The 12840-nt window shown below is 58.8% G+C and carries 11 protein-coding genes; 5 read left to right on the top strand and 6 right to left on the bottom strand.

Going from position 1 to position 12840, the window contains the following annotated elements; all coding sequences use genetic code 11:
* Positions 1-44: 44 nt before the first annotated feature.
* Positions 45-1256, top strand: coding sequence for an MFS transporter (locus IM299_RS04100; RefSeq protein WP_193357087.1), 1212 nt, complete (start codon positions 45-47; stop codon positions 1254-1256).
* Here the strand turns inward: IM299_RS04100 and mtfA are convergent.
* On the bottom strand, positions 1253-2050 hold the full coding sequence (gene mtfA, locus IM299_RS04095) for a DgsA anti-repressor MtfA (RefSeq protein ID WP_193357086.1): 798 nt from the start codon (positions 2048-2050) through the stop codon (positions 1253-1255). The two genes, IM299_RS04100 and mtfA, sit on opposite strands and share 4 nt — an antisense overlap.
* 189 nt (positions 2051-2239) lie before the next feature.
* Between mtfA and IM299_RS04090 the strand changes: the two genes are divergently transcribed.
* From IM299_RS04090 to IM299_RS04080, 3 genes are all read left to right on the top strand, one after another.
* Positions 2240-2386: a DUF2256 domain-containing protein gene (locus IM299_RS04090; protein ID WP_072001212.1), complete on the top strand. Its 147-nt coding sequence runs from the start codon at positions 2240-2242 to the stop codon at positions 2384-2386.
* On the top strand, positions 2383-3912 hold the full coding sequence (locus tag IM299_RS04085) for a cryptochrome/photolyase family protein (protein ID WP_193357085.1): 1530 nt from the start codon (positions 2383-2385) through the stop codon (positions 3910-3912). The genes IM299_RS04090 and IM299_RS04085 overlap by 4 nt, the downstream gene beginning before the upstream one ends.
* Positions 3913-4002: 90 nt before the next feature.
* Positions 4003-4902, top strand: a complete 900-nt coding sequence (locus IM299_RS04080) for a LysR family transcriptional regulator (RefSeq protein WP_048956468.1) — start codon at positions 4003-4005, stop codon at positions 4900-4902.
* Here IM299_RS04080 and IM299_RS04075 read toward each other — a convergent pair.
* From IM299_RS04075 to IM299_RS04065, 3 genes are all read right to left on the bottom strand, one after another.
* Positions 4877-5665, bottom strand: coding sequence for a substrate-binding domain-containing protein (locus tag IM299_RS04075; RefSeq protein WP_193357084.1), 789 nt, complete (start codon positions 5663-5665; stop codon positions 4877-4879). The two genes, IM299_RS04080 and IM299_RS04075, sit on opposite strands and share 26 nt — an antisense overlap.
* Positions 5662-6975 carry an MFS transporter gene (locus IM299_RS04070; RefSeq protein ID WP_028013725.1) on the bottom strand — a complete coding sequence of 438 codons (1314 nt, stop codon included), beginning with the start codon at positions 6973-6975 and terminating at the stop codon, positions 5662-5664. Before IM299_RS04070 ends, IM299_RS04075 begins: the two co-directional genes overlap by 4 nt.
* A gap of 280 nt (positions 6976-7255) precedes the next feature.
* Positions 7256-8554 (bottom strand): serine hydrolase, encoded by a 1299-nt coding sequence (locus tag IM299_RS04065; protein WP_193357083.1) that lies wholly within the window; start codon positions 8552-8554, stop codon positions 7256-7258.
* A 106-nt stretch (positions 8555-8660) separates the two neighbouring features.
* Here IM299_RS04065 and IM299_RS04060 point away from each other — a divergent pair, with 106 nt between their 5' ends.
* The gene (locus IM299_RS04060; RefSeq protein ID WP_048029380.1) at positions 8661-9554 is read left to right on the top strand and encodes a LysR family transcriptional regulator; all 894 of its coding nucleotides are present in this window, start codon (positions 8661-8663) and stop codon (positions 9552-9554) included.
* On the opposite strand, the gene fumA is transcribed toward IM299_RS04060, so the two are convergent.
* Both fumA and IM299_RS04050 read right to left on the bottom strand, forming a co-directional pair.
* A complete protein-coding gene (fumA, locus tag IM299_RS04055) occupies positions 9543-11192 on the bottom strand; it encodes a class I fumarate hydratase FumA (protein WP_193357082.1) in 1650 nt (549 codons plus the stop codon). The genes IM299_RS04060 and fumA overlap by 12 nt on opposite strands.
* Positions 11193-11247: 55 nt before the next feature.
* A complete protein-coding gene (locus IM299_RS04050; protein ID WP_023325580.1) occupies positions 11248-12756 on the bottom strand; it encodes an anion permease in 1509 nt (502 codons plus the stop codon).
* Positions 12757-12840 lie beyond the last annotated feature (84 nt).

The raw sequence follows: 12840 nt of genomic DNA, 5'->3' as shown, positions 1-12840 counted from the left end.
CTTCATAATTTCCACACATTTATTGACACTATGTTCACATTCTCATGCGCGCTGATTCTGAAACGTTGACCGAAAACATCACCTCCAAAGCCAACTGGCCCCTGGCACTCTGCGCGGGCCTGCTGGGCATCGGGCAAAACGGTTTGCTGGTCATGCTTCCGCAGCTGGTGACCCTGACCGGACTTTCACTCTCGGTCTGGGCCGGGCTGCTGATGTTCGGCTCCATGCTTTTTTTACCCGCGTCCCCCTGGTGGGGACGCCAGAGCGAGCGCCGCGGCTGTAAGGTCGTTATGGTGGCCTCCCTCAGCGGCTATCTCGCCAGCTTTGGCGTCATGGCGCTGGTGGTATGGGCGATGGCGGCAGGGAGGCTGGAAAGCACCTGGGGGCTGGCGGGGCTGATCCTCTCGCGTCTGCTGTATGGCCTGACGGTGTCGGGCATGGTGCCTGCCGCGCAGACGTGGGCCATTCAGCGTGCGGGCCTGGATAAACGCATGGCGGCGCTGGCAACCATCAGTTCCGGCCTCAGCTGCGGCCGCCTGCTGGGGCCTCCGCTGGCGGCGCTGATGCTCAGCGTTAACCCGGTCGCGCCACTCTGGCTGATGGCGATCGCGCCGTTAATCGCTCTGCTGCTGGTGCTGCGCGAAGTGGCGGATCCGCCGCTGCCGCCGGTGGCACATCAGGCGACCCGTCTGCAGATGTCCATGCTGCCGTTCCTGCTGCTGGCGATGCTGCTGGCGGCGCTGGTGAGCCTGATGCAGCTCGGCCTGTCACCGCACCTCAGCCCCTTGCTGGACGGCAACGCCCGGGATATCAGCCATCATGTTGCGCTCCTGCTGAGCCTGGCCGCGCTGGCTACGCTCGCGGCGCAGTTCCTGGTGGTTCGTCCGCAGCATTTCAGCCCGCTGACCCTGCTTTGCATGGCGGCGGTGCTGATGGTGGCTGGGCTGGCGCTAATGTGTATCGCCGAACTGGCGCTGTTCTACGTGGGGATTGCTATCACTTCGCTCGGCGCGGCAATGGCAACGCCGGGCTATCAGCTGCTGCTGAACGAGCGCCTGACCACGGGGAAGGGGGCGGGCGCTATTGCGACCAGCCACACGCTGGGCTATGGCGTCAGCGCGCTGCTGGTGCCCGTTGTGACGCGCATTTTCGGCGAACACTATTTAACGACGGCGGCCTTTGGCGTGGCGGTGCTGTTTTTAGCGCTGAGCATCGGGGTACGGTTAACCGAGCGTACCCCTGTCGAAAAAAATTAATGGACGTGGTGGGATGAAGGGCCGCCTGCGCCCTCATTTTGCCGCAGGCGCTGGAGCGGATCCTGATGATAAAACTGGCTGAAACGCTGCCACAGCGCCGGGAAACGGGGCGCGAAAAGTTCGGGGGCGCTGAAGAAGTACTCCGAGAGCACTGCAAAGCACTCGGCGGGGTCAGTTGCTGCATACGCATCAATGCTGGCCGCGCTTTCGCCCACCAGATCGATCTCATCCTGGATGTTATCCATTGCCGCATGCAGGTCGTGCTCCCATCCTGCGACTTCACGTAGCGGAATAAAAGGCACGCCGCTGGCGCGATCGCCGTTGCGGGTATCAAGCTTATGCGCCACCTCGTGAATAATCAGATTAAAGCCTGAGGCGTCGAACGAGTCCTGAATGTCGAGCCAGTTGAGGATAATTGGCCCCTGCTGCCAGCTTTGCCCGGACTGCACCACCCGCTGGTTGTGTACCAGCCCGATATCATCCTCCCACTCGTCATCGACGACGAACGGTGCAGGATAAATCAGCACTTCATGAAAACCGTCCAGCCACTCAATGCCGAGCTCCAGCACCGGCAGGCAGAAAAGCAGGGCGATGCGGGCGTTTTTCAGCGGATCAAGCTCGAACCCCTGCAGCGGCACCAGGCGTTTTTGCTGCAAAAAACGATCCGCCATCTGAACCAGCTTCGATTGTTCATCCGGCTTAAGATTCGCCAGAACAGGGATCGCCAGCGCGTCATCCCACGGCAGCGCCATATCCCGGCCAGCCTCATTCGTTTTCCAGGGCCACTTAATCATCACTTTGCTCGCAAACTCGTCACTTGAACACAAAGGGGAACGTTATCATTGCAACACTTACAGCCCGAATAAACTATCATTTCGTACGTAGCGGTGGGTAGCGCTTTGCAGGCATCACCTTCATTTTGTGACGTCTGTCGTAGCCTTTATCCGCAGGTGGGGTAAATAAATCAGTACGGTATTGAAAAGATGAGCGATTTCAAAGGCAACAAGCAGGACCTGCCCAGCCGGCTGTGTGTGCACTGCCAGCGGCCGATGACGTGGCGCAAAAAATGGGCGAAATGCTGGGATGAGGTCAAATACTGTTCCGAGCGTTGCCGCAGGAGCCATCGTTGACCGAGCTGCGTCTGATCCTGGGCGATCAGCTTAATCCGCATCACAGCTGGTTTGATACCCGCAACCCAAACGTCATTTACGTGATGCTGGAGCTGCGGGCGGAAACCGCATACGTGCTGCATCATGCCCAGAAAGTTATCGCTATCTTCGCGGCCATGCGCGCGTTTGCCTCTGCATTAAAAGAGAAGGGGCATCGGGTGAGGTATGTCCGGCTCTCTGACGGTTCAAACCGCGGCGCGCTGGAAGAGAATCTCAACGCGCTTGTTACGCATTACAGCGCCGACAGGGTGTTGTGGCAGGAGCCCGACGAATGGCGTCTTGATGCGCAGCTGCAGGCGTGGGCGAAAACAGCGTCCGTCGAAACAGCCTGCGTCAGCAGCGAGCATTTTTTCACCCCCCGGGACGCGGTAAGCACGTTTTTTGCGTCGCGTAAAAGCTGGCGAATGGAATACTTTTATCGGGAAATGCGCCGTCGGCACGGGATTCTCTTGACCTCTGAAGGCGAGCCGGAAGGGGGGAAATGGAATTATGATGCTGAAAACCGCAGGCGCTGGTCCGGCGAGCCGCCCGCGCCGGGTGACTCGCGCCCCCGCCACGATCGTTCAGCCTTGTGGGCAGAGATCCAACGCTGCGGCGTAAAGACCTTCGGCGAACCGCAGGCCGACAATTTTCGCTGGCCGCTCAACCGTTCGGAAGCCAAAGCCAGTCTGGATGCGTTTATTTCTCACGTGCTCCCGCAGTTTGGAAACTGGCAGGATGCGATGCACGCGGAGGAACCTTTTCTTTTTCATTCGTTAATTTCTTTTGCGCTGAATACCAAAATGCTTAATCCCCGGGAAGTAGTGGCCGCCGCCCAGCAGGCATGGCGTTCTGGCCACGCGCCGCTGCCTGCCGTTGAAGGTTTTATCCGACAAATTCTCGGCTGGCGGGAGTACGTGCGCGGGATCTACTGGTCGCAAATGCCGGGCTATCGCGAGCTGAATGCCCTGGAGCAGCACGCCCCGCTGCCGGACTGGTTCTGGACGGGCAAAACGCAGATGCGCTGCCTGGCGCATGCCGTTGGGCAATCGCTTACCGAGGCTTACGCCCACCATATCCAGCGCCTGATGGTGATCGGTAACTTTAGTCTGCTCAGCGGCCTGTCGCCGCAGGCGGTTCATGAGTGGTATCTGGGGGTCTATATTGATGCGTTTGAATGGGTGGAGCTGCCCAATACTCTCGGCATGAGCCAGTTTGGCGATGGCGGATTACTGGCCAGTAAGCCCTATGTCTCAAGCGCATCCTACATTCATAAGATGAGTAATTACTGTCAGGAATGTCGGTACCAGCACAACCAGCGCACCGGAGAGCTGGCGTGCCCGTTCAATGCCCTCTACTGGGATTTCTTTGCGCGCAACCGAGCGCGCCTCGGTAACAATCCCCGCCTGGGCATTGTCTATAAACAGCTTGCGGATATGAAGGAAGAGGAACGGCAGGCGATTGCTGACCAGGCCGGGCGCATTCGCCTCAATCTCAACGACCTCTGACCTATTTCAACACCGCGCCGGTTGCGGAAGGTCAATAAGACGCTATTATTTTTGACTTTGTTGCTTTCCCTGACAGGACATCCAGACGCTATGCCCGTGAATTTCGACCTTAACGATCTCTATGCCTTCAGGGCGTTAGTGGAATACGGTAACTTCCGTGTCGCCGCTGAATCAATCTGCATATCCCAGTCGGCGCTGAGCCGCAGAATCGAAAAGCTGGAAGCCGCGCTGGGAATCAGGCTGTTTGACCGAACCACCCGCCGCGTCGCCCTGACGTTATACGGGCAAAACTTTGCTGAACGCTCAGCGCAGCTGCTCGACAACGTAGAATCAATGCTGGCGGATGTCGATAAGGCCAGTGAAGAGCGGACGGGGCTGATTACGGTCGCCGCGGTACCTTCCGCCGCCTGTTATTTTATGCCTGATGTGATCCGTCGCTTTCAGTCCCGCTTTCCGCGCGTTCGCATTAAGCTCATCGACAGCAGCGCGGGGAATGTGATTGACGCCGTGGCCCGAAGCCAGGCGGATTTTGGCATCTGCTTTGCGGGAAACTTGCCGTCTGAAATTGAATTTTTCCCGCTGGTGGAGGATGTCTACGTTGTGGCGTGCAGAAAGGACCACCCGCTGGCGCAGAAGAGCCACCTGACCTGGCAGGCGTTTTACCAGCAGGACTATATCTCCCTCGATAAAACGTCGGGGAACCGCAACCTGCTGGATCGGATGCTGGGGGATATCATTCCCGAGCGCCCCAGCGTCTGCGAAACGCGCCACGTCACCACGATGCTCGGTATGGTAGAGGCGGGGATCGGCATTGCCGCCGTTCCCGCCATGTCGATGCCGACGTCAGAGCACACGCCGCTGACGCATCTGCCGCTGGTGGCGCCGGAAGTGAAACGCACCGTGGGGCTTATCCGGCGCCGGGGGCGCATCCAGTCTTATATCGCGGCTGAGCTGGAAAAAGAGATCACCGAGCGGTATCGCCGGACGTAACGGGGATCATCCCCGTCTTCTCGATGACGGCGCGTGAGGGCGGTGAGGCGAGATAGGTCAGCAGCGCTTTCCCCTCGTCAGGATGTTCTGCGTGACGGGTAACTGCACCCGCGAAGCGCGTGATGTACTGCAGATTATCCGGGATTTTACCGATAAAGGTGACGCCCTGAACCGGCAGCAGCTCGCTCACCTGCTGGAAGCCCACGGCGTATTTCCCTTTTGCCACTTCCGAAGCAACCGGAATGCGTTCGACCATCGTTGCTTTAGCCGCCGCCTCCTTTTCAATCCCTAGTTTCTTGAACAACGTCTGGCTGACATACCTGCCGCTGGCGCTGTCTGAGTAGGCGATGGAGCTGGCCTGAAGCAGCGCGTTACGTAGCGTCGCCTCGCTGCTGATATCAGGGACACCCGCCCCTTTTTTCACCACCATTCCGACGGGGGAGTCCGCAAGTTCGGTTCGCGAACCCGGCTGGGTCTGGCTGGTTTTTTCGAGCTTCGCCAGCGCATCGCCCACCATAATCACCACGTCGGCTTTCTCGCCGCGCGCGAGCCGGTTTGGGATCGCCTGCGGCGTAGCGCCCATTGACGGACCGGGAATAATCACGATGGTATCGCCGGTCTGGCGTTCATATTCCGGTGCCAGCTTTTCAAGGGCGGCTTTGAAACCGCCTGAAATCATCACTTTCACCTCCTGAGCGCAGGCATTGGCGCTCAGGAACGTCAGCATCAGCGCGGTGGCGGCATAACGAGAAGTGCGAGTCATGCGGCCCCCTGCGACTTAACGGTGTTTTGCACCGAAACCGCGCGACGACGGTAGAGGTAGAGGGTTGCCAGCAGGGCACACACCGCGGCGAAGCTCATCCAGTAGCCCGGCGAGGCTTTGTCACCTGTGTATTCAATCAGCGCGGTGGACATCACCGGGGTAAAGCCGCCGAAGATCGCCGTTGCGAGGCTGTAAGCCAGAGAGAACCCTGCCACGCGGACTTCAGCGGGCATAATTTCCGTCAGCGCTGGGATCATCGCACCGTTATACAGCCCGTACAGGAAGGAGAGCCACAGCAGGACGCTCAGCATCATGGAGAAGCTTGGCGCATCAGCCAGCAGCGTCAGGGCCGGATAGCTGCTGGCCAGCGCCAGCAGGGTCATGGCAATCAGCACCGGTTTACGCCCGAAGCGGTCCGACAGCGCGCCGCCCACCGGCAGCCAGATGAAGTTAGAGATCGCAACCAGCAGCGTGACCAGCAGGCTGTCCGAGGCGCTCAGCATCAGCACTTTTTTGCCGAAGGTTGGCGCGTAGACGGTGATCAGGTAGAACGCGGTGGTGGTCATCGCCACCATCAGCATGCCCGCGACCACCACCTGCCAGTTGCCAAGCAGCGTTTTAAAGACCTGACGCATCTCAAGATGATGGCGGCGCGCGCTGAACTCTTCCGTCTCCTCCAGCTTGCGGCGCAGGAAAAAGATAAACGGCACGATTAAACAGCCGAACAGGAACGGGATGCGCCAGCCCCATTCACGAATGGCGCTCTCTTCCATCAGCGCGTTCAGGGCAAAGCCCATCGCCGCGGCGACCATAATGGCAACCTGCTGACTGCCGGACTGCCAGCTGGTATAGAACCCTTTACGGCCCGGCGTGGCGATTTCAGCGAGATAGACTGAGACGCCTCCAAGCTCCGCACCGGCGGAAAAGCCCTGTAGCAGACGGCCCGTCAGTACCAGCAACGGTGCCCAAAGCCCGATGCTTTGATAGGACGGGATCAGCACGATCAGGAAGGTGCCTGCCGCCATGATGGAAAGCGTCACGATCAGCCCTTTGCGGCGACCGACCTTGTCAATATAAGCCCCCAGCACAATGGCCCCGACTGGACGCATCAAGAAGCCCGCGCCGAAGACCGCGAAGGTCATCATCAGCGACGCAAATTCACTGCTCGCCGGGAAGAATGTGTGGGCAATGTAGGTGGCGTAGAAGCCGAAAAGAAAGAAATCGAATTGTTCAAGAAAGTTGCCGGACGTCACGCGAAGTATCGCGCCCGCCTTAGAGCGTACGGTTGCAGGTGAGGTTGAGGAAAACATGGTTATCTCCAGTTTATTGTTGACGTTTTACGCGTCTGTTTCTGAAAACTGGATCAGGATGAGGAATTAGATAAGCGCAAATGCCGCATCGACTGATGCGTTTCTTGCATGAATATAATCCGGCGAACAAATACAATTAATGGCAACAATAACTTAACAAAATATTGGCTTTTTATTCACCAATATTCTGTAAGCCTCTGATATTGCGATTTTGTGATGTAGCGCAGAGGCGCGTTTCAGAATGAGCCGGGTAACCGCGTCGTTACCCGGCGGAGGCCATTTAGCGCAGCGCTCTGGCAATCGCGCTAAACATCAGAGAGGCCTCCAGCGGCTGGGCGCTGAAGGACGGTTCCGCCTGCGGCCAGGTAGACCACTGGACAATGACCAGATTTTCCTTCGGGTTCACCATAATCATCTGCCCGAAAATGCCCAGCGCCCAGAGTGAACCTTTCAGCGAATCCTGGGCCGTCGGCTCTACGCCCGTGGCGTTGGCGGGCACTTCGTTGTTCCACCACTGATAGCCGTACAGCCCCTCGGGATGGGCGTCTGAGACCGAGCCTTTGGCCTTCGTCCAGTCTGACGACTGTTGGATCCAGTTTTCCGGCAGAATGGTCTTACCGTTCGGCAGCGTACCGTTGCTCAGGATAAATTGCCCGAAGCGCCCCCAGTCCTCCAGTGTGGAGTTAAAGCCGTGCGCGCCAACGTCATGCTGGCCTTTGCTGTAGGCATGCCACACGCCGTCGCTCGCCATGCCGTAAGGCTGCCAGATGCTTTTCTCCAGATAGGCCGCCAGCGTCATGCCGGTGGCCCGCTCCAGCACGTCACCCAGCAGCCAGGCGCCGCCCGAAGAGTAAGACCAGCTCTCTCCGGCCGGGTGCGCCCTGCGTAACCCCTTCACCAGCTTGCGCACGCAGTCATAGGTACCCGGCTTCGCCTCGCACTCGGTGAGCTGCGCGAAGTCGGATTTAGGGTTGGTGTAATCCTCGTTCCACGCCACGCCGGAGGTATGGGTGATAAGCTGCTTAAGCGTCACGCCGTCCCACGCGGTGCCTTTCAGGTCGGGTTCATACCGCGTGACCAGGTCGTCAAGCGAGTGGATCTTTCCCTCTTTGAGGGCCACGCCCACCAGCGCCGATACCACCGATTTCCCAACCGAGCGCGAGGTCCAGAGCGTGGAGTCGGTATTGCCCTCTCCAAGGTACTTCCAGGCGATTTTGCCGTCCTTCAGCACCAGCATGCCGCTGACGTTCTGGCGCTGGAGGTACTCCTGAAGGCCGTAGCGCCTGCCGTTGACCTGATAGTGTGCGTCCGTGAGCGGCTTGTCCGACATTTGCAGCGGCACGGCGTTACCGTGGCGGAAACGATCCCCGGCGTAGTTGCGATAGTCATTGCGAAAGCCCACCACGCGATCGGCCTGACTCCAGGTGAGCATCTTATGGGTGTCCGGCAGCGCGGTGTCGAAGGGGGCTGGACAGGCGCTGAGGTCGGTGCCTTTACAGGCCGCCACTGCCGCAGGGGAGATCAGGGTGCTGAAGACAAGGCCCGCCAGCAGGGCATGGTTTACTTTTCTGTTTTTCATATCCGTCTCTTACAGGTTAGGAACGGCTTTAGTTTAAAAACCCCGGGGCTATAATAAAAAACGCGTAGCGGGGGAAAATCCCCCCAAAAAACAGAGGGAGCGTAGCGTGGCGGGATTGATTTACTCTTTTGCACAGCTCGAGGCATTTACCGCCGTGGCCGAGAACGGGAGCCTGAGTAAAGCCGCGGTGGCGCTGAAGAAGGACCGAACGACGCTTCGCGATCTGGTTGATTTTCTTGAGGATGGGTTAGGCTACGCGCTGTTTATTCGCGACGGCCGCACCCTGCGGCTCACGCCCGAAGGGGAACAGCTTCAGCGCCAGGCGCACCTGCTGATGCGGCAGGTAAAAGCCTTTGAGGCGTTTGCCAGAGAGGTGCCGCACGGTGCCACGCAGGACCTGACGCTGGTCTACGATCCTTTTACGCCCAGAGCCTTTCTGCATGGGGTGATTGCTGAAATGGCGGTGCGGAAAATCCGCCTGAGCCTTATTTGCGCCTCGCGGGATGAATCGGAACGGCTGCTGGCGAACAACGACGCGGATCTCGCCATCTGCCAGGCACGCAACCGCAGCGTGGGCAATGATATGGAGTGGCGCGCCCTGGGTGCCATTGATATGGATTTTTATGCCGCCAGCGGGCTGTTTGCTGACCGTTCTTCCCCTCTGTCGCTGCTCGATCTCTCCCTGGTGCCCCAGGTCGTCATGCACCCCGCCTCGGACGAGCCGGTGGCGCGCCGCCTGCAGATTTCCGGGCATACCCTCTTTACCAATGAACCGGAGATGCTGCGCGGTCTGCTGGAGCGCGGCTGCGGCTGGGGATTCTTACCGACGCATTTTCATGCCGGTCAGTGGCAAAACGTAAAAAGGCTGCACACCGAAGTGGGCAGCCAGGGGATTGGTCAGACGATGGTCACCATCTGGAAGCCGGGGAGCGACAAGCGCAGCACGATCGCTGAAACGCTGTCGCTCCTGCCGGACGTATGGAAGCACTCAGCGCTGTGAACAGCCTTTGCACTGTTTGTTCTGGATCTGCTGGAAGAAGTCGTTGCCTTTATCATCCACCAGAATAAACGCCGGGAAGTTCTCCACTTCGATCTTCCAGATGGCTTCCATGCCCAGCTCAGGATACGCGACGCACTCCAGGCTCTTAATGCTGTTTTGCGCCAGCACCGCCGCCGGGCCGCCGATGCTGCCGAGGTAGAAGCCGCCGTGCTTATGGCAGGCGTCCGTCACCTGCTGGCTGCGGTTGCCTTTCGCCAGCATGATCATGCTCGCGCCGTGCGACTGCAGTAAGTCCACATACGAATCCATGCGCCCTGCGGTAGTTGGACCGAGTGAGCCAGACGCGTAGCCTTCAGGCGTTTTGGCCGGGCCCGCGTAGTAAATCGGATGATCTTTGACGTACTGCGGCAGTTCTTCACCGTTGTCGATCAGCTCTTTCAGCTTCGCGTGGGCGATGTCGCGCGCCACGATGATGGTGCCGTTCAGCGACAGGCGGGTAAAGACCGGGTGCGCGGAAAGCTGCGCCAGGATCTCGTTCATCGGCTTGTTCAGGTTGATGCTCACCACGTCGCCTTCGCCCTGCTGGCGCAGTGACTCCGGAATATACTGGCCCGGGTTGTGCTCCAGCTTCTCAATCCAGATCCCATCGCGGTTGATTTTCGCTTTGATGTTGCGGTCTGCGGAGCAGGAAACCCCCATGCCGATTGGGCAGGAGGCACCGTGGCGAGGCAGGCGGATCACGCGGATATCGTGGGCGAAGTATTTCCCGCCGAACTGCGCGCCGAGGCCGAGGTTCTGTGCTTCCTGGAGCAGTTCCTGTTCGAGCTGAACGTCGCGGAACGCCTGGCCGTGCTCGTTGCCTTCGGTTGGCAGCGCGTCGTAGTAGCGGGTGGAGGCGAGCTTCACGGTTTTCAGCGTGGCTTCCGCTGAGGTGCCGCCGATAACAAACGCGATATGGTACGGCGGGCAGGCTGCGGTCCCCAGGGTACGCATCTTCTCAACCAGGTAGTTTTTCAGCTTCGCCGGGGTAATCAGCGCTTTGGTTTCCTGGTAGAGATAGGTTTTGTTGGCAGAGCCGCCGCCCTTCGCCATGCACAGGAATTTGTATTCGTCCCCGTCGACGCTGTAGAGGTCAATCTGTGCGGGCAGGTTGGTGCCGGTATTCACTTCTTTATACATATCCAGCGCCGCATTCTGCGAGTAGCGCAGGTTGTCTTCAATATAGGTGTTATACACGCCCTGGCTCAGGGCCGCTTCGTCACCGCCGCCGGTCCAGACGCGCTGGCCTTTCTTACCCATAATGATTGCCGTGCCGGTATCCTGGCAGGTTGGCAGCACGCCTTTGGCGGCAATTTCAGAGTTACGCAGGAACTGCAGGGCCACGTACTTATCGTTCTCGCTGGCTTCCGGGTCGTTAAGAATGGCGGCAACCTGCTTCTGGTGGGAAGGACGCAGCATAAATGCGGCGTCGTGGAAGGCCTGCTGTGCCAGCAGGGTCAGCGCTTCCGGCTCCACTTTCAGGATTTCCTGGCCTTCGAACTCGGCAACGGAAACGTGCTCGTTGGTCAGCAGGTAGTATTCGGTGTCGTCATGCGAAAGAGGGAAGGGGTTCTGGTAGATAAACGGTTTGTTTGACATAGCGTATTGCTCCACAAAAATAAAACCGCCGGAGGAGAAGTCCGGCGGTCAGGAATCAGAACATCATGGACATCCACGGGTAGCCAATCAGCAGCAGGGCCGCCAGGAAGATGGCTCCGAAGATGGTGCCGAGGCGCCAGTAGTCTTTGGTTGGCAGGTAGCCGCTACCGTAGTAAATCGGGCTTGGGCCAGTACCGTACGGGGTGATAATCCCCATCACGCCCAGCGAGGTCACCATCAGCAGAACGAACACTTCCATATTCATGCCCGGAATGGTGGAGGCGATGGTCAGCATCGCTGGCAGCAGCGCCGTGGTGTGCGCGGTGGTGCTGGCAAACAGGTAGTGCAGCAGGTAGAACGCCAGCAGCAGGACGATGGTCGCCACGCCCGGAGAGATACCGCTCATCAGCAGGCCGCCTTCTTTACCCAGCCAGCTGATAAAGCCGGTAGAGGAGAGGCCATCCGCCAGCGCCACCAGGGTGGCGAACCAGACGAAGGTGTTCCACGCCGCTTTGTTACCGGTTATATCGTTCCACTCCAGCACTCCGGTCCACAGCATCAGGCCAACGATAAGCAGGGCTGCCATCGCGGGTTCAATCCACGCGGCGGCGAAGATCCACATCAGCAGCGCGCAGCATACGAACACCAGCAGAAGGATCTCATTGCGCGACAGTTTGCCCAGTTTTTCCAGCTCGCGGGTCGCCCACAGCGGCACTTCGTTATTCACTTTGACTTCAGGTGGGTAGAACCAGTAGGCCAGCAGCGGCATGGTCAGAATCAGCAGGATACCCAGCGGCAGGAAGGCGAGGAACCAGGTCCCCCAGGAGATGTCGATCCCAACCGTACTTTTCACCAGCGCCAGGGCCAGCAGGTTTGGCGCGAGGGCGGAGAGGAACATTGAACTGGTGATACAGGCCGCGGTGATCGCCACCCACATCAGGTACGAACCAATCTTACGCGCGCTTGGGTCGTTGGGTTTTGAACCGTACAGCGGCGGCAGGTTAGCGATGATCGGGTAGATGGTCCCACCGCTGCGCGCGGTGTTGGACGGAGTGAACGGTGCCAGCAGCAGGTCCGCAAACGTAATCGCGTAACCGAGCGTCAGGCTGCGACGGCCAAGATACTTCACCAGAATCAGCGCCAGACGGCGGCCGAAGCGGGTTTTGTCGTAGCCTGCGGCAAACATAAAGGCACCGAAAATCAGCCAGACGGTGGAGTTACCAAACCCGCTCACTGCCCACTTAAAGGAGGCGCCCGCCAGCTTAAATTTTGGGTCAGCCAGCTGTTCAGGGCTGAACAGCACCCACTGGCTGCACAGGGCAATGGCGACCACGCCGGTCAGGCCGATCACCGCGCCCGGCAGGGGTTCGAAGATAAGACCGACGATCACGCCGACGAAGATGGCGAAGTAGTGCCATGCATAAGGAGGCAGTCCTTCCGGTACCGGAACAAACAGCAGCAGTACGGCGACGATGACGGGCAGTGCCATCATCAGCAGACGTTTTGCGTTTCCATTTGATGCCTGGTTCGCCACAGGGGGCGTTACAGCAGTTTTTGTATTCATAGTTTCACGTCTTAAGTTGTCAAAAATTCGGTCGCACTGAAAAGTCAAAATTGCTTTCTTAAGTTTCTTTGCTTTTTTTAGTTA

It is taken from the genome of Enterobacter cloacae complex sp. P47BA (genome assembly GCF_014930485.1).
GTDB classification, from domain to species: Bacteria; Pseudomonadota; Gammaproteobacteria; order Enterobacterales; family Enterobacteriaceae; genus Enterobacter; species Enterobacter bugandensis.
Note: the sequence above shows the minus strand (reverse complement) of the source record. Positions and strands in the feature narration are given on the sequence as shown.